The following is a 25,814-nucleotide window of genomic DNA, read 5'->3' as shown; positions in this document are numbered from 1 at the left end:
CCGGGCCGCGGGAGCCGCGCCGCGTCAGCGGTACGAGAACCGGTGGCGCAGGCCGACCGTCAGCGCGTCGACGACGGCCTTCTCGCTGGTGGAGAGGCGGTTTCGCCACTCCTCGTCCGCCGCGACGCGGACCGTGCCGGTGCGGAACCGCATCGGGTTGCCGGCCACCTGGTGGTTGGCCGCGAGCTCCAGCAGGTCGCCGTCGATGTGGTCCAGATCACCCTCGCGGCGTGGCGATCCCGCGAAGTCGAGCACCCGGTCCACGACGCCCCGGGGGTCGCCCACGAAGTCCTCGTAGCGCACCGTGGTGAACGGGACCGTGCGGCGCGCGCGCAGGCCGTCGATCACGAGGTCGAAGGCCGACCACCACAGCGCCGACTCGGCGACGCCGGTGCGGTGCATCAGGTCGGCCGAGGCAGCCTCCGGGCGCAGCACGGTCTTGCGCATCGACCAGGCCACCCCTCGCGGGTCCCGCACCACCTGGACGCAGCGCAGGTCGAGGGGCAGGCCGGCGGGGTGGTCCTCCCGGGCAGCCCGCATCAACAGCGCGGCGTACGCCGGGATCTTGCTGGAGTCGACCACGAGCGACGCCCCGGACTCGGCGCGGGCCGCGTCGAGGACACGGACGAGGTCGGCGAGCAGCCGGTCCCGGTCGGCCCGCCTCGCCCGCGAGGGCGAGGTCGTGAGCAGCCCCGGGACCCTTCGGGTGCGGATGACGTCGTGCCGCGCCCGGACGAGCCCGGCGACGTCCACCCGGTTCCAGCCGCCGAAGGCGCGCCGGCCGACCGCGGTCCAGAAGGCGCACCGGGAGAACCGCTCCCCGCAGCCGCAGAGCTCGTCGTCGCGCACGGCGCGGTCCCACAGGTGCACGACCTCGCCCAGCGCGGCGACGCCCGGTACGCCCGACAGCGCCCGCTCGAAGAGCGTGGACCCGCTGCGGCCGGAGCCCACCACGAGCAGCACCCGCGTCATGCCGCTCCCTCCCGGCCGGTGGCGCGGGAGCGCCGGCGCTCCCGCGCCACCAGCCAGCCCCAGGCAGCGACGGACTCCGGGTCGTCCAGCCGGAAGTCCCCGCCCACCGGGGCGTCGAAGTAGGTCACGAAGCGGGCGCCGTGGACGACCGCGTAGCTGCCGAGCTCCACCAGCCAGGCCGCCCGGTCCGCGGGCGGGGCGTCGTCGGCCAGCCGGGCGCCGACCTCGGCGACCGCCCAGTCGGCACCCAGCTCGGCGGAGGCGGCGCGGGCCGGGTCCAGGAGCTCGCGGACGTCGGAGTAGCGGCCGGGGTCGTCGCCGTGGGCGTAGCAGTCCCAGGCGAGCACGTCGACCGGCGACGGGGACTCCCCGACCGGGGCGGGCACGTAGTCGCGCCAGTCCCGCCCGGAGTGTTCCGACGCCGTCCAGCACATCAGCACGAGCGTGGCGTGGAGCCGTGGGTTGCCGGCCTGCGCGGCGAGCCCGGCGACGTGCTGCCACGCGGCGACGAACTCCTCCGCCGTGAACGCCCCGCGCTCGATGTCGTCCTCGGGCTCGTGGAAGTAGACCCACCAGGTGTCGCGGTCGCGCGGCGCGTTGCGGAACCAGCGCAGCAGCCGGGCGTCGTCGGCACCCGAGAGCACCCGGGCCGGCAGCATCCGGAACGACGCGACCACGGGGCGCTCCCCCAGGTCGGCGCGCAGCAGCGGCCACGGCGGCGGCCACCAGGGCGAGAACACCCGCACCACCTCGACGGGCCCGTACGCCGCGTCACGCCGGGCCAGCGCGTCGGCCCGGCTCTCGCCGGAGGCCTGCCAGACGTTGCTCCCGAAGAGGGTGTCAGGGCTGTCGGCCGTGCCCCCGGCGCCGGCCCCGTAGTGGTCGGGGACGACCCGGCAGCCCGCGGCGAGCGCGCCGACCGGTCCCGCCACGAGGCTGACGGCGAGTCCCGTCGCCACGCCGGTCCGCGTCGCTGCGCGTGCCACCCTGGTCACCCCTCCTGCTCCTCCCCTGCCCGGCCTCACGGGGCCGTCCGGTCGCCCTCGCGGGCGAGCTCGTCGAGCCGGTCGAGGACCGGGGCCGTGCCCCGGCTGTCGACCTTGCGGGCGAACCAGTCGTCGCCACCGGAGATCGCCTCGACGTCCGCCAGCGTGAGCAGCTCCGGGTTGGGCCTCCCCTCCACCCAGCGGATGTAGCGGCGACGGTCGTCCTGGATCCGCAGCCCGTCGGCGTCGTTGAGCAGCAGCGTCGGGAGCAGCGCCTCGTCGGGGACGGCGCAGGTGGCGAGGTAGCGGCGTACGTGCGGCAGCCGGTCGCGCTGCTCGAGCACGTGCGCCACGGCCGGGGCCCGCAGGTTGACCCACATGTCCCCGATGTACAGGTCGGTCCCGTCGCCGAACGGCGTCCGGCGTGGGAACGGCACCGACCGCCGGCTGCCCGGCAGCCGGCGTCGACGGAGGTACCGCTGCCGGCACCGGGTCTGCCACGGGTGCGCGTCGTCGCGCGGGTCCTCCGGCACCGGGAACCACCGGAGCAGCGCGTCCGCGTCGACGGTCCCGAGCTGCGCCTCCGTCCGCCGGAGGTGCTGGGCCGGGTAGTCCTGGCCGGAGACGAGCAGCAGCCACTCGAGGTCGGGGAAGGTCGCGACGGCGGCGCCGAGGCAGCGCAGCACCGCGTCGGCGAGGTTGAGCCGCCCCCAGTCGCAGGGTGCGGCGTCCGGGACGAGGCGGAGCCGGTCGTGCTCGACCAGGCCGTGCGGCTCCCCGCGCGGATCGTGGTGCACCAGGGCGACGGTTCGCTCACCCTCGAGCACCCGGCCCACCAGCCGCTGCAGGAGTGGCCGGTCCCGGTGCGACAGGACCACCACGACCACGGGGCCCGTCACGACGGGGCCTCCTCGAGCGCGGGGAGCAGCCACTCCTCGACCCGGCCGAGGTCGCCTCCGGCGGCGCGCTGGTCGTCCTCGAGGTAGCGGCAGGCCAGCGTGACCAGGTAGAGGCGGGCGGTCGCGGTCGCGGCCTCGCCGCCCACCCCGAGCGGGGTGAGCGTGGCGGGAGCGTTCGCGACCAGCAGCGACGCGGCCACCCGCGGGTCCATCCCGAGGACGGTGATCGCCTCGTGGAGCCTGTGGTGCAGCAGGTCGAACCCCCGTGGCACGTCGGGCTCGAACCGCTCCCAGTCCCACACGGGGCAGGGGCCACGCACCAGCGCCACGTTGCCCGGGTTGAGGTCGCCGTGCCAGGCGCCGGGTGCGAGCTCCAGCCGGGTCGGGACCCGCTCCACGACCTCGTGGAGGCGGCCGGCGAAGCCGGCGCAGCCCTCGGCCCGCTGCAGCAGCCGGGCCCGGAAGGCGTGGCCTCCCCAGGGGGCGGGCGGCCCGGCGGTGATCGAGGCGATCTCGCGCACGAGGTCGACCAGCCGCCGTCGCGCGTCGTCGCCGGACAGCCGGCGCGCGGGGATCGGCAGCGGCTCCAGCAGCAGCACCTCGCAGTCGTGCCAGGCCACCTGCGCGAGCCGCGCCGGCGCCCGCAGACCCGGGAGCGCAGCTACCGCGAGGGTGGTCAGGGCCGTCGCCTCCCGGCGCACCAGTCGCTTGGTGAGGTCGGTGTGGCCGACCTTGCCGAACGCGAGCACGCGCCCGGCCTCGTCGGTCACCTGCAGCACCGGCTTGCGGTTGGAGCGCGCGGGCCCGACGGGCATGGTGAGCCGGAGCCGGTCCGTGCCGAGCGCCTCGCGCAGCGGGTCCTCGATGCTCGGCGACCCCGGGTCCCCGACGATGGAGATCCGCTGCGCGGGGAGCCGGCCCAGCACCCCGGTGGCGGCGGCCAGGGACAGGCCGGCGCGGGCGGCACGGGTGCGCAGCCGCGAGCCCGTCAGCTGGCGTCGGAGCAGGCGGGCCGAGGCGAGCGGACCGGCCCGCGCCACCAGCAGCCGCGGGTTCGCCACCGACGGCAGGCCGGTCCACGCGGCACGGGTGGTGCCCACGGCCGGGTCGATGCCGATGCGCACGACGAGCGGCGGCGGGTAGAGCACTCCGAGCAGGTCGACGGCGGCGCGGCCGCGGTCGATGGCGGCGCGGCCGCGGTCGACGGCTCCGGTCCCGGTGGTCGTCATGACGCTCCCCCCTCCGCCGCCGCCGGCTCGTGCCGGCGTGAGCGCAGCTGCTCGTTGCGCCAGAGCAGGCCGATCGACAGGAAGACGATCGCCAGCGGCATGCTCAGGGCGGCGTAGAACCCGGCGTAGAACAGCTCCATCCCCACCACGAGCGTGGCCGCGAGGCCGATCACCGAGTGGTCGCGCGCGTAGCGCCACAGCACCTGCAGCAGGAAGCCGCCGTACAGCAGGACACCGAGGAAGCCCTGCGAGATCAGCAACAGGGTCAGCTGGCCGGTGCTCCCGATGTTGCGACCGCCGCACCGGGGGCAGGCCTCCGACGGGCCGATCGCGATCGACGCCTCGCTGCCGCGTGCCTTGCGGGTGGTGCCGAAGCCCACGACGGGCGACTGCTTGGCCGCCTCGAAGGCGTCCTGCAGCAACGACTGCCGGATCTCGTTGCTGTGGCCCGTCGACAGCCGAGAGCCGACCAGCGAGTCCAGCGGCGTCGCCACCGTGCCGACGGCGAGGACGGTCCCGAGAGCCACCAGCGCGACCAGCGCCCGGACCCGGCCCCAGAGGGCCAGCCGGACCACGAGGACCACGACGACGAGCGCCAGGCACAGCCACATCGCACGGTTGAGGGAGTACACGAGGGCGGGGAGCGCCAGGCACAGCAGCACCCCCAGCGCCAGCCGGCGGCGGGACGAGCCGACGACACCCCAGCCGACGACCAGCCACACCAGCAGCAGCGAGGTGACGTTCCCCCAGGCGTTGGTGAAGCCGAACGGCGCGGCCGGCCGCGGGGCCGGATCGCCCAGGACCGGCTGGAACTGCGCCAGCTCGACGACCGCGCTGCCGTCGCGCAGCGCGGCGGGCAGGAGGTACGAGGCCGGCGTGGTGAACGAGAAGTCGGGCAGGAACAGCGCCAGCACCCCGAGGAGGATGCAGGAGACACCCAGCATCCCCATCCAGCGGATGATCCGGCGCCGGGGCAGCTCGGCCTCGGTCGTGTTCCCGACGTACAGCAGCATCAGGGTCACGGCGAGGTAGTTCAGGTAGCGGAGCCCGAAGGCCAGGTAGCGGCCCAGCCCGTCGGACGTCGTCGTCCCGGCGAGGTCCGAGTTGATCGCGAGGACGCTGAAGGCCACCAGCAGCAGGAACAGCCCCCAGAGCCAGAACCCCGGAGGCAGCACCACGCGGGCCCTGCGCAGCTGCCAGGCCAGGGCCAGCCCGCAGGCGGGGAGCACCAGGTTGGTGACACCCAGGGCCCACCACAGCGGCCACAGCGCCACCGCTGCCGCGATCGGCCAGCCGGTGGGCAGCGACCGGCGCGAGCGCGGGATGGGCCAACGGGTCACCTGCTCGGTCGCGGCCCCGGGCAGCGGGGGCGGCGGCGGTGCGGGCACGTGGACCACGACCCTGCCGTCGATGTCGGAGGCGAGCGGGTCCCGCAGCAGACCGGTCCAGGCCGCCTGTGAGGCGGCCCGGGATGCGTGGGCGCTGTGCCGGCCGGGTGTCGGGACGAGGGTCATGGGCGGCTCACGGGTAGCCGTAGCGGGTCCGGAGGGGCAGGGTCATCGCGGTGACGAGCCGGCGGGACGGAGCGGGCATGTCCGCCCGCCACTGCTCGTCGAGACGCAGCGGCACCGTGCCGTCGGCCAGCCTGATCCGGCCGGCGGCCACGAGGTGGGTCCTGGGGATCGTGAGACCTTCCGAGGCGAGGTGGGAGAAGGCGCCGGGAGGGGCGTCGTGGCCGGTGAGGCGGAGCACCCGCCGCAGCTCGCGGTCCGGGTCGGCCACCAGGTCCTCGTAGCGGACCCGCGTCACCGGGACCCCGACGTGGGCGAGCCCGGCGACCATGGTGTTCACCGTCACCCACCGCCGGCCGACCTTCCGCGTCGCGCTCCGCGGCATCTCCGAGCCGAGCGCCGCGCCGGCCGGGAGCGCCACGTGCTTGGCGAACGAGAAGGCCACCCCGCGCGGGTCGCGCACCACGTGGACGACGCGCAGGTCGATGTCCGGCATCCCGGCCAGGACGTAGGCCAGCGACGGCCGCTTCGACGAGTCGACCACCACCTGCTCGCCCGAGACGCGGACGATCGCGGCGTACAGCCGGCGCAGCAGGTCGGCGTACTCCTCGAGCCCGGCGTCGAACGCCGCGGGCCGGCGCGGCGCGAGCAGCCACGGGATGCGGGACGTGCGGTCCACCTCGGCCTGCAGCCGCAGCACGTGGTCCACGTCCACGCGGTCCCAGCCGCCGAAGGCCACCTCACCGACCTCGTTCCAGAACGGGCACGCCGAGAACGCGCGGCCGCAGGCGCACAGCCCGTCGTGGGCGAGGCAGTTGCGCCAGAGGTAGAACAGCTCGCCGACCCCGACGTGGCCCGGCAGCTGGTGGAGCATCAGGTCGGTCAGCGTCGAGCCCGAGCGCGGCATCCCGCCCACGTAGAGCACTCGCAGCCGCGTCCCGGTCCCCGGCTCGGGCGACGACATCTCGACCGGGGTCGTGGTGGTGCCCGCGCGGGCGGCGGAGGGCATCGGGCCGAGCCGTCCGAGGTCGTCGAAGTCGTAGCCGAACCCGGCGATCCGGTCGCCGAAGCGCCGTCGCAGCCGGTCGGTGCGCCAGCGCGCGAGGGGCGAGCGGCTCCTGGTCAGCCGCTGCCACTCGGCGAGGTAGCCGTCGCTGCGCCGGCCGTCGAGGCTGCCCGGGTCGATCGGGGTCGACAGGTCGAGGAACTCTGCGAGCCCGGCCAGCGTCGCCTCCGGCCGGCCGACGAGGTCCTCGTAGCGCAGCACGTGCAGCCGGCGCAGCCGGTGCGCGTCCGCCAGGAACGTCTCGTGCGCCTTGAGCCAGTTCTCGAGCAGGGGCGCCAGCCCGGCGACGGGGCCCGCCCACTTCCGCGTCGACAGGGCCACCACGACCGGGTGCCGGACGACCACCACGAAGCGGGCCTCGGGGTAGAGCGCCTGCAGGAAGCGGGTCATCAGCAGGTTGGGCGGGGACTTCTCGAGGAGCAGCCGACGGTCGAGGTCCCAGTACGGCGTCCACTGCTCCAGCAGCCGCCGGGCGTTCCCAGTCGTGGCCAGGGGCGACTCCTCGGTCACGTGCGCCAGCGGGTGGCGGGCGAAGCGGCCCGCGCCGCCGTACGTCCGGGCGGCCGGGTAGACGTCCTGCAGGTGCTGGCCCTCGTCCTCCTTGACACCGGTGTCGTGGAAGCCGCTCACCTCGGGGTGCGCCGCGAGCAGCCGCGCGAGCGGGGTGGTCCCGCTGCGGTGCAGGCCGCCCACGAACACCAGGCGTGCGGGGTCCGGAACAGTCACTCGGGCCTCCGCGAGGTCGTGGCGGGCGCAGCGCCGGCTGCGTCCCCGTTGGCTGGACTCTCCTTGGCCGGGCTCCCGTTGGCCGGGCTCCCGTTGGCCGAGCCACCGTTCGGGCTCGGGACGGGAACGGGCCGGTCCGCCCGGCCGTTCGCACCGGCCGTGGGCGCGGCCTGCACGGCGGGCTTCGGTGCACGCTCGGCCTCCGTCCGGTCGGTCGCGGCCGCGAAGGCGGCGTCGGCGTCGGCGCGACGCCGCAGGACGCCCTGCCGGCCGAGGTCGACGACCACGACGTAGACGTGCTGCACCCCGGACTTGCTCAGGTCGGCGAGCACCGCTCCCAGGCGGTCTCGCTGGGTCTCGCCGAGCCGGACCACCACGAGGCCCACCTCGACCGAGCGTCCCAGCAGCGGGACGTCGACCTCGGGGTCGTCGTGCGGGAGCCCGAGCACGACCACCTCGCGGTGAGTCGCGAGCTCGTGGACGGCGGTCCGCAGTGCGGAGGCCCGGACCTCGCCCTCGTCGATGACCCCCAGCTTCCCGTAGTCGGTGATGCGGAGGAGACCGCGGCGCTCGGCCACGGACGGCCGGCGTCCGTCCAGCAGGGGCGCGTCGGTTCGGGTCACCATGGCGGCGGTCGTCCCCGACCGCCCGGCCACCAGGACGAGGCCGTAGCCCAGCAGGTCGGCGGTGCCGCTGCCGTCCGGGCCGACGACCGCGACCCTGCCGGCGCCGCCGGGGAGGTTGGCCTGCAGGGAGTGGAACAGCGCCCGGACGTCGTGGACGACCCTGCCGTACCTCGGGTGCCGGCCTGCCCGCACGATCGTCAGGGGGACGATCCCGAAGAGGCGCTCGACATCGCGTGCGTCGTGGATCCGCTTGTCGGCCCGCTCACGCAGCGCGGCCACGCCGAAGCCGAGCATGAGCCCGACCATGAGGCCGGTCGGCACGACCAGCATGGGGTCCGGGTCGGCGGGCGCCAGCGGGAGCTGGGCCGCCTGGATCACCTTGCCGGCGTCCACGACGGTGGCCATCAGCGGAGCCAGCTGGGCGTTGAAGGACCCGAGCTGGTTCGACAGCGTCGCCCGCCGGGCCACCAGGAACGCGCGGTCGTCACGGTCGCGCGGCTTGTTCAGCCGGGTGATGCTGACGCTGGTCTCCTGGATCTGCTCGGTGGTCTGGCGGATCTGGTCGCGGAGGCGGTCGATGTCCCCCGACAGGGCGGACTCGGCGACGTCGCGACGGTTCTCGAGGTAGGCCTTGGCGTACGCCGACGCCCCGTCCTGCGCCTCTTGGGCGCTCGACCCCGCGAAGGAGATGTTCATGACGGTGGTGTTCGCGGGGACAGCGACGCTGACCCGCGAAGCCAGGGCCACCGGTGAGAGCGAGCTCCGCAGGATCTGCCCGGCTCGGGACGAGACGGCCTCGGACTTCACCAGCTGCGCCTCGGTGTCGAGGTTGATGACGCCGTTGGTCCGGGCCCCGAGGGCGCTCCCCTCGGACGTTCCCGTCGGAAGGACGAGCACCTTCGCGGTGGAGACGTAGGTCTTCTCCGCCGACACCAGGTAGCCCATCGCCAGCGTCGTCCCCAGCAGGACGCTGCAGACGATCCAGCCCCATCTCCGCCGCGCGACCGCCAGGTAGTCCCCGAGGTCCCGTGCGTGTGCTGCGGTCGGCTCAGTCATCGGTCCGCTGTCCCCTTCTGCTTCCTGCCCGCTGCCGATGGCGTCACGTCGTACGCCGTCGCGTGCTCCCACCGGCCGCTCACGGCGACACCGTGACCGTCCGGGTGGCGGTCGAGGACCGTCCCCAACCGTCGGTCACCGTGAGGGTGACCGTGTACGTCCCCGCCGCCGCGTAGGTACGCGACGGCGCCGACGAGGTGCTGGTGCCGCCGTCCCCGAGGCTCCACGCCCAGGTCAGCGCGTCCCCGGTGTTCGGGTCGGTCGACGTGGCACCGCTGAAGCTGCACACCAGGCCGACACAGGACGGCGGGCTGATCACGGCCGTCGGGGCGACGTTCCCGCCCGGCTCGGTGATGGTGAGCGGCGCCAGCGTGTAGGTGCTGGTGAGGCCGTACTCGTCGCGCACCGTCAGCGACGGCGTGAACGTGCCCGCCGAGGTGTAGGTGAACGTCGGCAGCGCCCCGGTCCCGGTCCGGCCGTTGCCGTAGCTCCAGCTGTAGGTCAGCGTCGACGGTGTCTCGTCCGTGCTGCCACGGCCGTCGAAGGTGCACACGTTCTCGTTGCAGCTCACCGTCGCGGCCGCAACCGGCGGGTTGTTCGCCACCGGTGAGGAGACGGTGACGTTGACCTCGCGGTAGTCCCCGACCAGGCCGTGGGTGTCAACCGCCCGCACCCGGACCCGGTAGGCCCCGTCCGGGAGGATCGGAGTCGTGTAGGAGTAGTTCGACCCCGGGGACCCCGGGCTGTTGAGGAAGGCGGCGATCCAGCGCTCCGTGCTGCCGAACGTGCCGTTGGTCTGCATGAACTGGTTGGACGCGCTCAGGACCGCCACCTCGACACGCGCGATGGCGTTGTCGTCCTCGGCGCGGCCGCTGACGAAGATGCGTGACTCGGTGAAGGCCGTGCCCTCGGTGGGCGAGGAGAGGTTGGGCAGCAGCCACGGCGGCGAGTCCCCGGGCCAGATCGGGTAGCGCGCGGTGGCGTCGGTCGTGACCGGGTCGATCTGCCCCGACGTGTCGACCGCGAGCGCGGTGACCACGTAGTCGCCCGAGACCGGGAGGTCGACCGGCAGCGTCCACCCCGTGCTGGTGGCGCCCGGAGCGGCCAGCACCGCGTCGACCGTCCGGAACCCGACGGCCAGGCTCCCGTCCGGCTTCAGGTAGCGGTCGGTGACGTCCTCGAACACCGCCACCCGGACGGCGGCGACCCCGACGTCGTCGGTGGCCGAGCCGGCGAGCTCGAGGTGCAGCTGTTGAACCCCGGTGACGGTCCCCGTCGGGCTGATGAGGCCGTTGGGCGGGGCGTCGCCCGGGACGGCGACGTTGATGGTGACCCGACCCCGCATCGTGGAGGGGGTGGTCAGGTCCTGCTTGTCGGTGGCGCGGACCTGGAAGGTGTACTGGCCCGGAACCAGGTCTGCCGGCGTCGTCCAGCTCCAGCTGTACGACGTCCCGCCGAAGTTGTTCGGTGAGATCCGGTGCCAGCCCTGGATGACGTCGGTCCCCCAGGTGCCGTCGGCCGCGAGGTTCTCGCGGGTGGTGCTGTTGCGCAGCGTGACCTCGACGGTCGCGAGGTCACGGTCGTCGGCCGCGGTGCCCCGGAAGGTCAGCCGGCCCCCCGGCGTCATCGTCAGCGCCGGCGGCAGGGTCGGCGGGGTCACCGCCACCGGCTCGGTGATCGTCACCGTCGGCGGCTGTCCCGACGAGTCGACCGTGAACTCGCGCACCGCCCAGCGGGCGTCGTTCTGGCCGATCGTGTCGATCGCCATCGCGCCCACCTTCCAGCCGCCCTCGTTCGGCAGGGTCACCTCGTGCTGCCACGTGGTGCTGACGGCACCCGGGGTGTCGACGTCGATGCGGAAGGTCTCGTAGCCGCTGGCCCAGCTGCCGTCCGCGGTCAGGTAGCGGTCGGTCGCGACGTCGCGCAGGTAGATCAGGACGCCGGTGACGCCCTTGTCGTCGACGGCGCTGCCGCGCAGCACGAACGACGTCGAGGGCTGCAGCCCGGAGCTCGGTGAGGTGATGCTGGTGTCGGGGGTCCGGTCGTCGAAGCTGTAGGACTCGATCTTCTTCGTCGCCTTGACCGGGTCCTGGGCGCCGCCCGTGGTCACGGCGCGGGCCCGGATCGTCATGAGGCGTGCCGTGCCGACGGTGACCGGCAGCAGCCAGGGCGTCTCGCTGCCTGCCGGTGTGCCGAGCGACGCGTTGACCGTGTTGAAGGACCCCCACGTGGTCAGGTCGTCCTGGAGGTACTGGCTACCGCTCTGGATCTCGACCTGGACCCGGGCGATCGTCCCGGTGCTGTGCGCAGTGCCCTGGATGGTGAGCTCGGAGCCCGTGGCCACGACGCGTCCCTCGATGGGGGTGTCGATGACGGTGTCGGGATTGCTCGGGGCCGGCAGCTCGCTCATGGCGAAGTACGCCACCCGGCCGACGTTGCGCCCGCCCTTCTGGTTGCCGTCGCCGCCGACCAGGAGGCCGTGGGAGGTGGCGAGCATCGCCTTGTCGCCCTCGAACGAGTTGGAGCCCGGGTGCCACTCGAGCGCCTTGCCGTCCGCCGGGTTCAGGGCGGCCAGGTGGTCGCGGCGGACGACCGCGTCGCCGAGCGCGTACGCCGAGAGGCCCTGGCCGGTGCCGTAGCCGACGTTGTCGAGGCCCGGCCACGGGTCGGGCGCGGTCGGCGACTCGGCCCACTGCATGTGCCCGCCGATGTAGACGGCGACCTCGGTGATCGCGATCGAGTAGATCGAGTCGAAGGCGCGGGAGATCCACAGCGGCTGCATGTTCGCGCCACCCTCCACGGGGAAGGCGATCGCCGTGTCGTTGATGGGCGGGCGGTCCCCGCCGGAGCCGCTGCCCACGACGAAGTAGGAGTCGTCCGGTGAGATGTCGCCGGTGTAGATGCGCTGGATCCCGCCGACGTACTGGAGGTTCTCCTCCCACAGCTTCGTGTGCCACGGGAGCAGCTTCTTCGTGGCCGTGTCGACCATGCCCACGCCGTACCGCTCCTGCCCGGCGATGCGGCGCGCCGTGTGCACGACCAGGAGCCGGGAGCTGTCGTGGGTCAGCACCAGGTCCTGCACGGTCAGGGTCCCGTTGATGCCGATGCCGCCGGAGAGCTGGTTGTCGAACTGGGTGTCGAGGTTGCCGGTGGCGCCGTCGACCGCCGCGAGCCCGACCATCGGCTGCCCGTTGACGGAGACGAACCGTCCCCCGATGTAGAGCGTGGTGTTCGTGGCGGCCAGGGAGTGGGTGTTCGCGCTCGCGTTCGCCGTGAAGCCCGCGCGCGGCGCGCCCGTCGTCAGGTTCAGCGACGCGACCTTCCGCTTCGTGACGCCGTTGACCGTGTTGAAGGTTCCGGCGACGTAGAGCCGGGTGCCGTCGGGCGAGGCCTCGACGGCGTTCACCTCGCCGTCGAAGGTCGGCCGGAACGTGGTGTCCACGAGCCCCGTGTCGAGGCTGAACGCGGCCAGCAGCGGCTGGTTCACCGTGTTGTTGTTGCCCGTGGTGTTCGTGATCGAGGTGAACGTCCCGGCGACGAAGGCGCGGTTGCCGACGACCTCGATGTCCCAGATCTCACCGGTGCCGATCCGCGGCATGGAGGCGTGCGCGGTGGCCGGCACCAGCTGGGCGTGGCCCGGCCTGGGCTGGTCACCGGGGGGCGGCAGGTTGGCGACGGTCACCGACTGGGCCGCTGTGTCCCGGCCGCTGCCGTCGTCGGCCGTCAGCGTCACGGTTCGGGTGCCGGCACTGCCGAAGGTGTGCGAGGGCGTCGCCCCGGCACCGCCCTGACCGTCGCCGAAGTCCCAGGTGAAGGTGAGCGGGTCGTTCTCCGGGTCCGTGGACGTGGACGCGTCGAACCAGCAGGTCAGGCCGGTGCAGCTGTAGGTGAACGCCGCCACCGGGGCGGCGTTCGCTCCCTCGAGGCCGGGGCTCACCACGACCGAGGCGCGGACCGAGCGGGCGACGTTGCCGGCCGTGGTCGCGGTCAGCCCTCCGGCCGTGCCGTTCGCGACCGGCGAGCCGGAGTCGCCGACGACCGCGCTGATCCTGCCGGTGCCGGCACCGGACGCGCTCTGGCGCGTGGTGACGCCCGCGGGCAGGGTCCACGCCGGCGTCGTGCCGGACTTCACCGCCCAGGCGCTGACCAGCCACGACCCGGGGTCGGCGACGGGGACCGTCGGGGAGGTGTGGCTGCTCGACGACGTGTTGGTGACCGCAGCGGCCGACGCGGTCACGGGGGCCAGGCCGTTGCTGCCGCGGTAGGCGGTGATCGCCATCACCGACTTCGACCGGTTGGCCGTGGTGGCACGGACCATGGTGCCGGCGTCGGCCGCCGTGGCGACACGGGTCCACACCCGACTGCTGACGTTGCTGCCGGTCACGGTCTCGAGCACGGACCAGCCCCCCGGCGCGGTCACGCTGGAGGTGTTGTTCCAGGTCAGGAAGATCACGAGCCGGTCCCCCACCTGCACCGAGGACGGGACCCGGACGGTGTGGCCGGTGCGGTTGCCGGCCGTGCTCGCGGAGCCGACGTGCGACAGGACGGGTGCGGCCGCGTGGGCACCCGGCGCGAGTCCGACGGCGGTGACGCCGACCACGGCGAGCAGGGAGACCACCCCGGTGGCAAGCGCGGTGACCAGGGTGGTGAGGTGGCCAGGGCACGGCCGACGGAGGTGGAGCACAGTTCCCTCCACGGGAAGGACGACGTAGGCGACCGCCGCTGCTCGGTCGCTGCGATGCTCGCACCGGGCCCGGCCCCGGCCTCCCGGTGAACCCGACGTTCACCGAAATTGGGCACCGGCCCCACAGGGCCGGGTGCAGTGAGTCGCTCAGGCCAGCGCATCCAGCTCCGCGGCGAGGCGCTCCCGCGCCCGGAGGGTGGCCTCGCTGGTGGGTAGCGTGCGGCGCTGGACCGGCACCGCGAGCGCTCCGGCGAGCAGGGCGTGGAGCTGCCCCTCGTCGAGCACGTGGTGGACGAGGCCTGCCTCGGCGACCAATGGGGCGAAGCGCTGCTGGTGACCGTCGACGTGCTCGCCCAGCGCGGGGTCCCGGGGCACGCACAGGGGCACGTGGCCGGCCGCCCGGGCGTCCATGATCGTGCCGGGTCCGCCGTGGCAGACGACGGCGTCCGCGTCGTCGAGCAGCCGCCGGATCTCCTCGATGGGGAGGAACGCGTGACCCTCCGCCCTGCGCGGCGCTCTGGTCGCGCCGTGCTGGACCACCACGCGGAGCCCGGGGTTGCGGAGCGCGACCGCGTCGGCCCAGGCGACGAGCCGGTCGAAGGGGTGGTGGTCGGTGCCGACCATCACCATCACGAGGCGGCCGCTGGGCGTCACAGCAACGGCCCCACGAGCCGGGCGTCGGGGTAGAACTCGAGCTGCTGCTGCCACTGCGCGATGCGGCACGTGGTGAACGGTCCGCACAGCCGGCCGGTCATCGTCGGGGAGTCCACGCGGTCGTAGACCTCGATGAACACGGTCGGGATCCGCAACATGCGGGCCACCACGAAGAAGGGCACGGCGACCCCGGCCCCGGCGCTGACGACCAGCGCGGGCCGCTCGCGGCGCAGCACCCTGACGGCCAGGGCGAGGTTGCGCGCCGCGTTGCCGAGGTGCCGGGTCGTCGGCGAGTACGACGTGACGACGCGCTCGCCGCGCAGCCGGTCGGCCACGTCGGGGGTGTCGGGGCAGACCCAGAGCCGCTCGCGGTCCCGCCACCAGAACTCCAGCACGAGGAGCTGGGTCAGGTGACCGCCCTGCGTGCTGACCATCAGCACCGGCCTGTCCATCGACCGCCTCCCACTGCGGTGCGCGCCGGGGCCACAGCCCGGGTCTGCACCCCAGACTGGAGGCGGTGACCTGCCCGGAGGCCCCCGCCGGCAGACCTTTCCCCGTTTTGGGGTAACGCCTCCCCGCTTTGTGGTATCTGCCCCCGGAGTGCCCCTGAAGGGTCCACGACGCGGCGGATCGTGATCGCCATGAGTGTGGTCCGAGAGGTTCCCGTCGTCCTCCGCCACCGCCCCACGAACCCGCCCGGCAGCGGCGGCGCCGGTCCCGACCAGGGGCGGCAGGGAGGGCGGTGGCGCCGTTGGCGGAGGCTGCTCATCGGCCTCCTGGTCACCGTGCTGCTGCTCGGGGTGGGCGCCCTGGGAGCGGGGCTGGCGCTCCAGTCACGCCTCGACCAGCAGCTGAGCCGGGTCGACGGAGTCTTCGCCGGGCTGGAGAACCGGCCCCAGAAACCCACCACGGGAACCGCTGCGAAGGCCGTCAACATCCTGCTGATGGGCACCGACCTGCGGTCCGACGACCCGTCGACCGGCACCGCCGCCGAGGTGGAGCCGTGGGTGCCCGGCGCCCAGCGCACCGACACGATCATGATCCTGCACGTCGACGGCGACCGGCAGGGAGCATCGCTGATCTCGATACCCCGCGACGCCTGGGTGAGCGTGCCCGGTCACGGCAGGCAGAAGATCAACGCCGCCTTCTCCCTCGCGGGCCCGGACCTGGCGGTCCACACCGTGGAGCAGCTGACCGGCGTCCGCATCGACCACCTCGCCGTCGTCGACTGGATGGGGTTCCAGGCACTCATCGACACCGTGGGCGGGATCAGGGTCGACGTGGCCGAGACCGTCGAGGACCCGCTTCGCGACGTGCTCTGGGTCGAGGGCCGGCAGACCCTCGACGGCCCGCTCGCCCTGCTCTACGTCCGGCAGCGCTACGGCCTGCCCGGCGGCGACCTCGACCGGGTGCGCCGGCAGCAGGCCGTGATGCGCGCCCTCGCCGACGAGTCGGTGTCGGTGCTGCGGTCGCTGAACCCGAAGGGGATCTACGACCTGCTCGACACGCTGACCCGCCACGTCACGGTGGACTCGGGGTGGTCGATCGAGGAGATGCGGGACCTGCTCGTCGACCTCCGGTCACTGCGGGTGTCCTCCATCGACTTCTTCACCGCCCCCGTCGCCGGCTTCGGCACCGAGCGCGGCCAGAGCGTCGTCCGGCTCGACGGGGCCGGCAACGCCGCCCTGTGGGAGAGCGTCCGTGACGACCGGGTCGCCGAGTGGCTGAAGTCCTCCCGTGCGGACACCCTGACCGGCCCCGTCCGCTGAGCTGCCACCAGTTGCCCGACCGAAGAGCGCGAGCTGCCACCAGTTGCCCGGCGGACGCCGGTCAGTCGGTGCCGTGCCGCTTGACGAAGTCGATGATCTGCTCGGCCAGCTCGGGACGGCAGACGATGAGGTCCGGCAGCGACACGTCGTCCTGGTTGTAGGCCAGCTCCGAGCCGTCGACGCGGGAGCAGAAGAGGCCCGCGGCCCGGGCGACGGCGACGGGCGCGGCGTTGTCCCACTCGTACTGTCCGCCTGCGTGGACATAGGCGTCGGTGACGTCGCGGGTCACCGAGATGACCTTGACCCCGGCGGAGCCCATCGGGACCAGCTCGGCGTCGATCTCCGCGGCCAGCGCCTCGACGAAGGCCGGTGGGCGGGTGCGGGAGACGGCGATACGGGGGCGCGCCGACGTCCGCGGCGGCACCGCGGGCGGCTGGCCGGTGTTGAAGGTCTCGCCGAGCGCGGGCTGCGCAACGGCGCCGGCCACCAGCTCGCCGTCCTGCCACAGCGCGACGTGGACGGCCCAGTCGTCACGCGGCGGCTCGGAGAACTCGCGGGTGCCGTCGAGCGGGTCGACGATCCAGACGCGCGACGCCTCGAGGCGTGCCTTGTCGTCCTTGCCCTCCTCGGACAGCACGGAGTCGTCGGGGCGGTACTCGGCGATCAGGCTCATCAGCAGCTCGTGGGCGGCGCGGTCGCCGGCGTCCTTGAGCTCGCGGCCCTCGAGGCCCTCGCCGCGCACCTCGAGCAGTCGCTCACCGGCGACGGTGGCGAGCCAGGTGGCGAGGACGTGGTCGTCGTGCGCGGCCTCGGCGGGCGGGGTTCCGGGTTCGAAAGTCACCGCGACAGCCTAACGTCGCGCCGACCTCACGGAGCGAGCAGCCCGTGGCCGGCCAGCAGGGCCCGCAGCCGGTCCACGCCGTCGCCGATCTCCCAGCGCTCGGCGAGCAGGCCGGCGGTCCGGGCGGAGGCGACGTTGTCCTGCGAGTCGTCGACCAGCAGCAGCGACGCCGGCGGGTGGCCCAGGGCGACGGCCGCCCTCCGGAAGTACGCCGGGTCGTCCTTGGTGCAGCCGAGCTCGCAGGACACGAGCAGCGAGTCGACGTGGTCGGCGTACCCCACCTCGTCGACCAGGAGGGCGCGCACGCTCACCGGTTGAACCGCTGCTGCGTCTTCTCGAGTCCGTCCTGGATGAGGGACTCCACCGCGTCGGCGGCGTCCATGACCTGGAACGGGAGCTCCTTGCGCTCGGCCGCCGAGTAGTTGGAGAGCACGAAGTCGGCCACGTCCTGGCGTCCCGGGGGGCGGCCGATGCCGGCGCGCACCCGGTAGAAGTCGCCGGTGCCGAGGGAGGACCGCATCGAGCGCAGCCCGTTGTGGCCGTTGTCGCCGCCGCCGAGCTTGACCCGGAGCGTGCCGAACCCGATGTCGAGCTCGTCGTGTATCGCGATGATCCGCGCGGGCGGCACCTTGTAGAAGGTGGCCAGCGCCTTGACCGGGCCGCCCGTCTCGTTCATGTAGCAGCGAGGGCGGGCGAGCACCACCCGCGGCGCCGCGGCGCCGGGCGGCGCGAGCCGCCCCTCGACCACGTCGGCACGGCCCGACTTGTGGGCGCGGAACGGGCTGCCCATCCGCTCGGCCAGCGCGTCCGTGACGAGGTAGCCCACGTTGTGGCGGTGCCCGGCATAGGAAGGGCCGGGGTTCCCCAGCCCGACCACCAGCCACACGTCGGCGGTGCTGTCGGTCATGGGGAGCTCCCGGCCTCCTGAAGGTCCTGCAAGGTCGCCGCCGGTGGCGAGGCCGCGAAGCCGCCGCCACCAGTCGGCGAGGGTCACTCCTCCGAGCCGCCCTCGGCGGACTCGCCCTCGGCGGACTCCTCGCCCTCGGCGGTCTCCGCCTCGTCCTTCTCGATGCCGGCCTCGGCCTCGAGCTCCTCGAGCTCGGCCTCGACCTCCTCCTCGGTGGGCGCCGGGGCGACGTGGACGACGAGGACCTCGTCGTCGGTCAGCAGCGTGGTGCCCTTCGGGAGGGTGATGTCGGAGGCGTGGATCTGGGTGCCGACCTCGGCGCCCTCGACCGAGACCTCGACGAACTCGGGGATGTGGGTGGCCTCGGCCTCGACGGAGATCGACGGGTAGTCGAGGGTCACCAGGGTCTCCTTGGCGGCCTCGCCGACCAGGTGGACCGGGATGTCGACGGTGACCTTCTCGCCCTTCTTCACGGCGACGAAGTCGACGTGCTCGAGGGTGCGCTTGATCGGGTCGGTCTGGACCTGCTTGGTCAGCGCGAGCTGGGTGGTGCCGTCGAGCTCGAGCTCGAGCAGGGCGTTGGCGCCACCGTGCTTGAGGGCCATCCAGGTGTCGTGGCCCGGGAGGGTGATGTGGACCGGGTCGTTGCCGTGGCCGTAGATGACGGCGGGGACCTTGTCGGCGCGGCGGATGCGGCGGGCGGCGCCCTTGCCGAACTCGGTGCGCTTCTCGGCGGTGATCTTCTCGGCGGACATGCCTTCTGCTCCTCGTACCTTCGACTGTGCTGGTGATCAGGGGCCCCGGAGACGACGAACGCCGCGCGACAGCGCGGCGTACCAGAGGTCCTGCCAGCCCTGTCGATCACGGAGGACCACCCGCGGGTGGCCGTTCCCTCGCCGAGGCAACTGCACGATGGTAGCCGCGCGGCGCCCCGGGGGCCAATCCGCCCGGGGCCGCCTGGCGCTACCGTGACCGCCGTGTCCCTCACCCTCGCCGAGGCCCGCGCCAGGGCCGCCCTGATCAGCGACGTCTCCTACGACATCGAGCTCGACCTGACCGACCGGGAGACCTTCGGCTGCCGCACCACCGTGCGCTTCACATGCGCGACGCCGGGGGCGGCCACCTTCCTCGAGCTGGCCCGGGGGCTCGACGTCACCGTCGACGGCGCCCCCGCGCAGTACGCCGACGACCGGATCGCGCTGACCGACCTCGCCGAGCGCAACGAGGTCGTGGTCGAGGCGCGGATCCCCTACGTCACCGACGGCGACGGGATGCACACCTTCACCGACCCGGCCGACGGCGAGACCTACGTGTCGGCGTACTGCGGCATGGACATCGCCCGCTTCGTCTTCCCTTGCTTCGACCAGCCGGACCTGAAGGCCCCGCTGGCGCTGTCGGTGGTCGCCGACCCCGGCTGGACCGTGGTGGCCAACGGCCGTGCCGTCGAGCGCGACGGCGGGCGCTGGCGCTTCACCACCACGCCGCCCGTCTCGACGTACCTGTTCGTGGTGTGCGCCGGGCCGTGGCACTCGGTCAGCTGGGAGCACCCCGGGCCCGACGGCCGGCCGCTCCCCTTCGGCTGGCACGCGCGGCGGTCGCTGGCCGCCGAGCTCGACCGCGACGCCGCGGAGCTGAAGGACCTGACGGAGCGCTACTTCGACCACTACGCGACGCTGTTCGACGAGCCGTACCCGTTCGACTCCTACGACCAGGCGTTCGTCCCGGGCCAGAACTGGGGCGCCCTCGAGACGCCGGGCTGCGTGACCTACCGCGACGAGTACCTCCCGGTCGGCCGGGTCACCGAGGGTGACCGGCGGCGGCGGGCGATCGTCATCGCCCACGAGATGGCGCACATGTGGTTCGGCAACCTGGTGACGATGCGCTGGTGGGAGGACTCCTGGCTCAACGAGTCCTTCGCCGACTACATGGGCTTCCGGGTGGCGCAGGACGCGGGCGGCCTCGAGGGGACCTTCGTCGACTTCGCCGTGGGCCGGAAGGCCGGCGCCTACGTCGCCGACGAGTGCCGCTCGACGCACCCGGTCGCGGCGGTCACCGAGGATGTCGTCGACGTCGACACCGCGTTCAACAACTTCGACTCGATCTCCTACGCCAAGGGCAACTCGGTGCTGCGCCAGCTGGTGACGTGGCTCGGCGACGAGCCGTTCCTGGCCGGCGTCAACGCCCACCTGACCCGGCACCGGTTCGGCAACGCCACACTCGACGACTTCGTCGACGCGCTCGACGGCGCCTCCGACCGCGATGTCCGCGGCTGGGTCGACGCGTGGCTGCGGACCACCGGCTTCGACACCCTGCGGGTCGTGCGGGACGCGGACGGGCCGGTGCTGCACCGGGACGGCTCCCGGCCGCACCGGGTGCGGGTCTCGTCGTACGACGACTCGTTGGCGCCGTTCGGCACCGGCTTCGTCGACGTCGCGGCCGAGCCGGTCCGGCTCGGGAACGCGGCCGTCCTGGTTCCGAACGCCGGCGGCGAGACGTTCGCCCGCGTCCGCTTCGACGAGGAGTCGTGGGAGGCGCTCGCCCGCGACCTCGCGTCGCTGACCGACGACGGCGCCCGCGCCGTGGTGTGGCAGGCGGCGTGCGACATGGTGCGCTGCGGCGAGCTCGCGCCGCAGGACTTCCTCGGGCTCGTCACCCGCCACGTCCCCCGCGAGAGCCACGTCGGGATCCTCGAGTCGGTGCTCACCTGGACCCTCGACGTGCTCGTCCCCCAGTTCGTCCCGGCCGGCGAGGTGACGGACGCACTGGCGTTCGTGGCCGGCGCCTGCGAGACCGGACTGGAGTCGGGGCCGGCCGAGGAGCCGGCGGTGGCGCTGACCCGCGCGCTCGCGGCCTCCACCGCCGACCCGTCGCTGCTGCGGCACTGGCTCGCGACCGGCCACACCCACACCGGCCTCGACGTCGACCCGCGGCTGCGCTGGGCGGCGCTGCGCCGGCTGGCGTCGCTCGGCGACCTCAGCCGTGACGAGATCGAGCAGGAGCGCGAGGCCGACGGCACCGTGCTGGGCGAGCTCGGCGCGGCCACCGCGGCCGCCGCCCTCCCCGACGCCGGCGCGAAGGCGGACGCATGGGCCCGGATGTACGACGACCCGCAGGTCTCGAACCGGATGTACGTCGCGCTCGCGACGGGCTTCTGGGACCCCGAGCAGGCCGCGCTGGTCGCGCCGTACGTCGGCCGCTACCTCGCCGAGTCACCGGGCGTCGCGCGCGCCCGCGGCCAGGCGTTCTCGCAGGTGGTGGGCCGGTCGTTCCCAGCCGTGCCGCTCACCGAGGACGACCTCGAGGCCGCCGACAAGGCGCTGGCCGGCGACGTGCCGACCGTGCTCCGGCGGCACTGGGAGGACCAGCTCGACGAGCTCCGCCGCCCCCAGCGACGTTGAGTCGGTAGTTCTGACCGTCGAGTCACGACTCCGGGCCCCGGATCAGCGTCCTTCGGGGCGTGCGTCGGCAAGGCGGAGCCTCCCTCAGCCGGAGCCAGGGTCGTCAGGCGGAGCGCCTCGCAAGGCGGACGAGCGAAGGCGTGCTTGGGGGCGGAGCGCACGTCGAGCGAGGACAACGCCGCGAGGCGCCCGCATGGCGGGCCTGGTCAGGCGTGGCCGTCGAACATGGAGGTGACGGACCCGTCCTCGAAGACCTCGCGGATCGCGCGGCTGATGAGCGGGGCGATCGAGAGCACCGTCAGCTTGTCGAACTGCCGCTCGCTCGGGATCGGCAGCGTGTTGGTGACGATGACCTCGGCGGCCGGGGAGTTCTTCAGCCGGTCGACGGCGGGGTCGGAGAGGATCGCGTGGGTGGCGGCGATGACCACGCCCGCGGCACCGTCGGCCATGAGCGCCTCGGCGGCCTTCACGATGGTGCCGCCGGTGTCGATCATGTCGTCGACGAGGACGCAGATGCGGCCCTCGACCTTACCGACGACGCGGTTGGCGACCATCTCGTTGGGACGGTCGATGTCGCGGGTCTTGTGGATGAAGGCCAGCGGCGCGCCACCGAGACGGCTCGACCACTGCTCGGCGACCTTGATCCGCCCGGCGTCCGGGGAGACGACGGCGAGCTGCTCGTTGCCGTACTTCTCCTTGACGTGCTCGGCGAGGATCGGAAGGGCCATCAGGTGGTCGACCGGTCCGTCGAAGAAGCCCTGGATCTGCGAGGTGTGCAGGTCGACCGCGATGAGCCGGTCGGCGCCGGCGGTCTTGAACAGGTCGGCCATCAGCCGCGCCGAGATCGGCTCGCGGCCGCGGTGCTTCTTGTCCTGGCGGGCGTAGCCGTAGAAGGGCACGACCACGGTGATCCGCTTGGCGGACGCGCGCTTGAGCGCGTCGACCATGATGAGGTGCTCCATGATCCACTCGTTGATCGGAGCCGTGTGGCTCTGGATCACGAAGGCGTCGCACCCACGGACCGACTCCTCGAACCGGACGTAGATCTCGCTGTTGGCGAACTCGTAGGCCGAGGTCGGGACCAGCCCGGTGCCGAGCTGCTCGGCGACCTCCTCGGCCAGTCCGGGGTGCGCCCGGCCGCTGAAGACCATGAGGTTCTTCTCGGTGGTCCGCTTCATTCCGGTCACGTCGTCGTGCTCCTCGGTCGCGGGGAGGGGATGTTCAGGATTGTTCCTCACCGGCGCCGTCGTGCCCAACTCCCCCGCGGGAGTCGTGGGTCACGTCTCGTTCATCCTCCGTTGCCGCCGCGGCCGCCTCGGCCTGCGGGGTGCCGGCGCGCTTGCGCTGGGCCCACCCCTCGAGGTTGCGCTGCGGGGAGCTGGACACCGCGAGCGCGCCCGGCGGCACGTCACGGCGTACGACGGTCCCGCCGGCGGTGCCGGCCCCGTCGCCGATGCTGACCGGGGCGATGAAGGTGTTGTTGGAGCCGGTCCTGGCGTGCCGGCCCACGGTGGTGCGGTGCTTCTGCACGCCGTCGTAGTTGGCGAAGATCGTGCCGGCGCCGATGTTGGTGCCCTCGCCGATCTCCGCGTCGCCGACGTACGACAGGTGCGGCACCTTGGCGCCCTCGCCGATCTCGGAGTTCTTGGTCTCGACGAAGGTGCCGATCTTGCCGCGGGCGCCGAGGCGGGTGCCCGGGCGCAGGTAGGAGAACGGGCCCACCGTCGCATCGTCGCCGATGACGGCGAGCTCCCCATGGGTTCGGACCACGCTCGCGCCGCGGCCGACCTCACAGTCCTTGAGGGTGGTGTCGGGGCCGACGACGGCGTCCTCGGCGACGACCGTCGCGCCCAGCAGCTGCGTGCCGGGGAGGATCGTCACGTCGCGGGCCAGCACCACGTCGGCGTCGACCCAGGTGGTCGCCGGGTCGACGACGGTGACGCCCTCCTTCATCCAGCGGTGCAGGATGCGCCGGTTGAGCTCGCGGCCGAGCTCGGCGAGCTGGGCGCGGTCGTTGGCGCCCTCGGTCTGGCGGACGTCGTCGAGCACGAACGCGCCCACGGCCAGGCCCGCGTCGCGGGCGATCTTCACCGCGTCGGTCAGGTAGTACTCGCCCTTCGCGTTGTCATTCGAGATCTTGCCGAGCGCGTCGGCGAGGAAGTCGGCGTCGAAGGCGAGGATGCCGGAGTTGATCTCGTTGATCTCGCGCTGCTCGGCGGTGGCGTCCTTCTCCTCGACGATCGCCTCGACGTCACCCTCTGCGTTGCGGACGACGCGGCCGTAGCCGAACGGGTCCTCGACCCTGCCGCTGAGGATGGTCACCGCGCTCTGGGCGGCTTCGTGCTCGTGCGCGAACTCGCGCAGACTCTCCCCCGTCAGCAGCGGGGTGTCGCCGTAGGCCACCAGCACGGTGCCCAAGACGCGGCCCTGCTGCTGCAGGGCCTCCATCGCGACGCGCACCGCGTGGCCGGTGCCCTCCTGGGTCTCCTGGACGGCCAGCACGGCGTCGGGCATGAGCTCCTGGAGGTGCGGGCCGACCTGCTCGCGCTGGTGGCCGACCACGGCGACGACGTGGCCGGGCTCGAGCTCCGCCACCGCGTGGAGGACGTGCCCGACCATGCTGCGGCCGCACAGCGGGTGCAGCACCTTCATCGTCTTGGACTTCATGCGGGTGCCGCCGCCGGCGGCGAGGACGACGACCGTCAGGTTCTCGGGCACGTGGGCTCCTCACAGATCGGGGCCTGCCCGGTGCACCCGGACAGGAGGACGCCTGGCTCCCCGGGTAGGAGTCGAACCTACGTCGCTAGTCCTGATTCAAAGTCAGGCGGGCCCTGCCGGCAGACCAACCGGGGATTGCGGGACCACCTTAGGCCCGCCCGTCGGGGGCTGGAGACCCGGTGAGATCCCCACGGCGGTGAGGTACGCCGGTCGAGCCCGTCGAGACCCCGCGAGCCACGCACGGCGGTGAGGTACGCCGGTCGAGCCCGTCGAGACCCCTTGAGCCGGGTTGCTGGCATGCCCGTGCCCCCGCCGAGTGGTGCCTGGCGGGGTGTGGGGCGGGGCGGCTACTGCTCGGGCGGGTCGACCCGCCCGTGCGTCTCGACGATCCGTCGCCGGCACGCTTCGGGGTCGGGGGTGACGTCGCGGGTTCCGGTCTCGTCACGCAGGTAGGCGTGCCCGTGCGGGCTGCGCCACAGGAACACGCCGTCGTCGACGTGGGTGTACGACCACCCGCCGTGGGTCTTGAGCCGGTGGTGCTTGCGACACAGGGCGGCGAGGTTGCAGCGACACGTCGGCCCGCCTGACTCCCCGTGCGGGATGACGTGGTCGTGGTCGCAGGCCTTGGCCTTGCGGGTGCACCAGGGGAAGACGCAGTGGTGGTCGCGGTCGTCGACCAGGTCGGCCAGCCGGTCGGGCACCTCGTAGGCGCCGACCGGGGCGCAGCCGGACGGGTCGACCACCGGCTTCACGACGATCTGCGCGTCGGGTGCGGCGAGCCAGGTCCTGATCTGGTCGCTGGTGATCGGGCAGCGGAGCCCCTCGACCCGGCCCAGCGGGCCGGTACCGACCACGGCGTCCTCGGACACGTGGATGACGAGGCTGATCCTGCGGCGGCGGGCGGGACGGCGGTGCAGCCGCCGCGGCTCCTCACCCGGCTGCTTCTCGCTGAGATCGCCGGTGAGGTCGAGCGTCTGGGCACCGCGGGCGAGCTCCCCGACGGCCTTGGACCGCCGCACGTCCAGCGACTCCTCGGACCCGAGCTGCCGCAGCTGCGAAGCGAGGTCGGCGACCGCGTGCTCGAGATCCATCGCGTCGGCGGCGTCGAGGACGCCGTGGACGTCGACGGTGCCGTCGAGGGTGGCGGAGTCGAGGTGAATGTCGAAGGACCGGTGGTCGATCGCGTTCTTGAAGCGCTCGGCCGCGAGGTCGGGATCGTGGCGGGCGATCGCCTCCTCGATGAGGTCCTTGATCTTGGTGGGCCCGATCTTGTGGGCCACGTGGGCGACGTGACGGTCCACGAACTGCGCCGCGGCGGGGTTGAGGGCGATGGTGTGGCGCGCGATGTGCCGGGCCCGCCAGGCCGGCAGGTCCCCGGCAACCACCCGACGCCACAGCCGCGGGAGCCGGTAGCGCAGCTCGACCGCCTCACCCAGGAACGCCTTCCCGGCCTCCGTGGACATCCCCAGCGACGCGGCCCACTCGGCGACGCAGAACTCGGTGATCAGCGGGGTGCCCTCGCCGGCGATCGGGACCGCGGTCTCGGACCCGTCGAGCTCGAACCCCGCCGCTTCGACCAGCGACTCGGCGGGGTGCTGGACCGCCCACTCGACAGCCGCGACCAGCAGCTCGGCCTCCGCCACCTGGGCTGCCTGTCGGCGGTCCCGGGCGAAGGCCAGCACCTCGACGGGACTGTCGCCCGCAGAGGTGGAGATTGTGGTCGCTGTCATGGGTCCACTCAAGCAGCGACCACCGACAGTCCCGGCCCGAAA

At 73.3% G+C, this 25,814-nt stretch carries 19 protein-coding genes and 1 tRNA gene; 2 read left to right on the top strand and 18 right to left on the bottom strand.

Annotated elements, in window-relative coordinates:
• Positions 1-24: 24 nt before the first annotated feature.
• From ACFP2E_RS13970 to ACFP2E_RS13925, 10 genes are all read right to left on the bottom strand, one after another.
• Entirely contained in the window at positions 25-972 is a 948-nt protein-coding gene (locus tag ACFP2E_RS13970; RefSeq protein ID WP_378524091.1) for a sulfotransferase, read from the bottom strand.
• The gene (locus ACFP2E_RS13965) at positions 969-1,967 is read right to left on the bottom strand and encodes a hypothetical protein (RefSeq protein WP_378524090.1); all 999 of its coding nucleotides are present in this window, start codon (positions 1,965-1,967) and stop codon (positions 969-971) included. Before ACFP2E_RS13965 ends, ACFP2E_RS13970 begins: the two co-directional genes overlap by 4 nt.
• A gap of 26 nt (positions 1,968-1,993) precedes the next feature.
• The gene (locus tag ACFP2E_RS13960; protein ID WP_378524089.1) at positions 1,994-2,857 is read right to left on the bottom strand and encodes a beta-1,6-N-acetylglucosaminyltransferase; all 864 of its coding nucleotides are present in this window, start codon (positions 2,855-2,857) and stop codon (positions 1,994-1,996) included.
• Positions 2,854-4,086, bottom strand: a complete 1,233-nt coding sequence (locus ACFP2E_RS13955; protein ID WP_378524088.1) for a hypothetical protein — start codon at positions 4,084-4,086, stop codon at positions 2,854-2,856. Before ACFP2E_RS13955 ends, ACFP2E_RS13960 begins: the two co-directional genes overlap by 4 nt.
• Positions 4,083-5,600 (bottom strand): O-antigen ligase family protein, encoded by a 1,518-nt coding sequence (locus ACFP2E_RS13950; RefSeq protein WP_378524087.1) that lies wholly within the window; start codon positions 5,598-5,600, stop codon positions 4,083-4,085. Before ACFP2E_RS13950 ends, ACFP2E_RS13955 begins: the two co-directional genes overlap by 4 nt.
• Before the next feature lie 7 nt (positions 5,601-5,607).
• The gene (locus ACFP2E_RS13945) at positions 5,608-7,389 is read right to left on the bottom strand and encodes a sulfotransferase family protein (RefSeq protein ID WP_378524086.1); all 1,782 of its coding nucleotides are present in this window, start codon (positions 7,387-7,389) and stop codon (positions 5,608-5,610) included.
• Positions 7,386-9,071 carry a YveK family protein gene (locus ACFP2E_RS13940; RefSeq protein WP_378524085.1) on the bottom strand — a complete coding sequence of 562 codons (1,686 nt, stop codon included), beginning with the start codon at positions 9,069-9,071 and terminating at the stop codon, positions 7,386-7,388. The genes ACFP2E_RS13945 and ACFP2E_RS13940 overlap by 4 nt, the downstream gene beginning before the upstream one ends.
• 79 nt (positions 9,072-9,150) lie before the next feature.
• Positions 9,151-13,755, bottom strand: coding sequence for a PKD domain-containing protein (locus ACFP2E_RS13935; protein ID WP_378524084.1), 4,605 nt, complete (start codon positions 13,753-13,755; stop codon positions 9,151-9,153).
• Positions 13,756-13,902: 147 nt separating this feature from the next.
• Positions 13,903-14,409 carry a glycosyltransferase gene (locus ACFP2E_RS13930; RefSeq protein WP_378524083.1) on the bottom strand — a complete coding sequence of 169 codons (507 nt, stop codon included), beginning with the start codon at positions 14,407-14,409 and terminating at the stop codon, positions 13,903-13,905.
• Entirely contained in the window at positions 14,406-14,861 is a 456-nt protein-coding gene (locus ACFP2E_RS13925) for a UDP-N-acetylglucosamine--LPS N-acetylglucosamine transferase (RefSeq protein WP_378524082.1), read from the bottom strand. Before ACFP2E_RS13925 ends, ACFP2E_RS13930 begins: the two co-directional genes overlap by 4 nt.
• Positions 14,862-15,050: 189 nt before the next feature.
• On the opposite strand from ACFP2E_RS13925, the gene ACFP2E_RS13920 reads away from it, so the two are divergent.
• On the top strand, positions 15,051-16,178 hold the full coding sequence (locus ACFP2E_RS13920; RefSeq protein ID WP_378524081.1) for an LCP family protein: 1,128 nt from the start codon (positions 15,051-15,053) through the stop codon (positions 16,176-16,178).
• A 61-nt stretch (positions 16,179-16,239) separates the two neighbouring features.
• Here the strand turns inward: ACFP2E_RS13920 and ACFP2E_RS13915 are convergent, their stop codons facing one another.
• The 4 genes from ACFP2E_RS13915 to ACFP2E_RS13900 form a co-directional block, all read right to left on the bottom strand.
• Complete coding sequence (locus tag ACFP2E_RS13915; RefSeq protein WP_378524080.1) at positions 16,240-17,019, bottom strand: 3'(2'),5'-bisphosphate nucleotidase CysQ; 780 nt, start codon at positions 17,017-17,019, stop codon at positions 16,240-16,242.
• 26 nt (positions 17,020-17,045) lie between these two features.
• Positions 17,046-17,330, bottom strand: a complete 285-nt coding sequence (locus ACFP2E_RS13910; RefSeq protein WP_378524079.1) for an HAD-IA family hydrolase — start codon at positions 17,328-17,330, stop codon at positions 17,046-17,048.
• Positions 17,327-17,926: an aminoacyl-tRNA hydrolase gene (pth, locus tag ACFP2E_RS13905; protein ID WP_378524078.1), complete on the bottom strand. Its 600-nt coding sequence runs from the start codon at positions 17,924-17,926 to the stop codon at positions 17,327-17,329. Before pth ends, ACFP2E_RS13910 begins: the two co-directional genes overlap by 4 nt.
• A gap of 83 nt (positions 17,927-18,009) precedes the next feature.
• Entirely contained in the window at positions 18,010-18,681 is a 672-nt protein-coding gene (locus ACFP2E_RS13900) for a 50S ribosomal protein L25/general stress protein Ctc (protein WP_378524077.1), read from the bottom strand.
• A 222-nt stretch (positions 18,682-18,903) separates the two neighbouring features.
• On the opposite strand from ACFP2E_RS13900, the gene pepN reads away from it, so the two are divergent.
• Complete coding sequence (gene pepN / locus ACFP2E_RS13895) at positions 18,904-21,324, top strand: aminopeptidase N (RefSeq protein ID WP_378524076.1); 2,421 nt, start codon at positions 18,904-18,906, stop codon at positions 21,322-21,324.
• Positions 21,325-21,530: 206 nt separating this feature from the next.
• Here pepN and ACFP2E_RS13890 read toward each other — a convergent pair whose 3' ends face one another.
• The 4 genes from ACFP2E_RS13890 to ACFP2E_RS13875 all read right to left on the bottom strand — a co-directional run bounded on the left by ACFP2E_RS13890 (position 21,531) and on the right by ACFP2E_RS13875 (position 25,772).
• Positions 21,531-22,502 (bottom strand): ribose-phosphate diphosphokinase, encoded by a 972-nt coding sequence (locus tag ACFP2E_RS13890; RefSeq protein ID WP_378524183.1) that lies wholly within the window; start codon positions 22,500-22,502, stop codon positions 21,531-21,533.
• A gap of 43 nt (positions 22,503-22,545) precedes the next feature.
• Positions 22,546-24,042, bottom strand: a complete 1,497-nt coding sequence (gene glmU, locus ACFP2E_RS13885) for a bifunctional UDP-N-acetylglucosamine diphosphorylase/glucosamine-1-phosphate N-acetyltransferase GlmU (protein ID WP_378524075.1) — start codon at positions 24,040-24,042, stop codon at positions 22,546-22,548.
• Positions 24,043-24,095: 53 nt separating this feature from the next.
• Positions 24,096-24,177, bottom strand: a tRNA-Gln gene (locus ACFP2E_RS13880).
• A gap of 212 nt (positions 24,178-24,389) precedes the next feature.
• The gene (locus ACFP2E_RS13875) at positions 24,390-25,772 is read right to left on the bottom strand and encodes a DUF222 domain-containing protein (RefSeq protein ID WP_378524074.1); all 1,383 of its coding nucleotides are present in this window, start codon (positions 25,770-25,772) and stop codon (positions 24,390-24,392) included.
• Positions 25,773-25,814 lie beyond the last annotated feature (42 nt).

Source organism: Nocardioides sp. GCM10027114, from assembly GCF_042659625.1.
Lineage (GTDB): Bacteria > Actinomycetota > Actinomycetes > Propionibacteriales > Nocardioidaceae > Nocardioides.
Note: the sequence above shows the minus strand (reverse complement) of the source record. Positions and strands in the feature narration are given on the sequence as shown.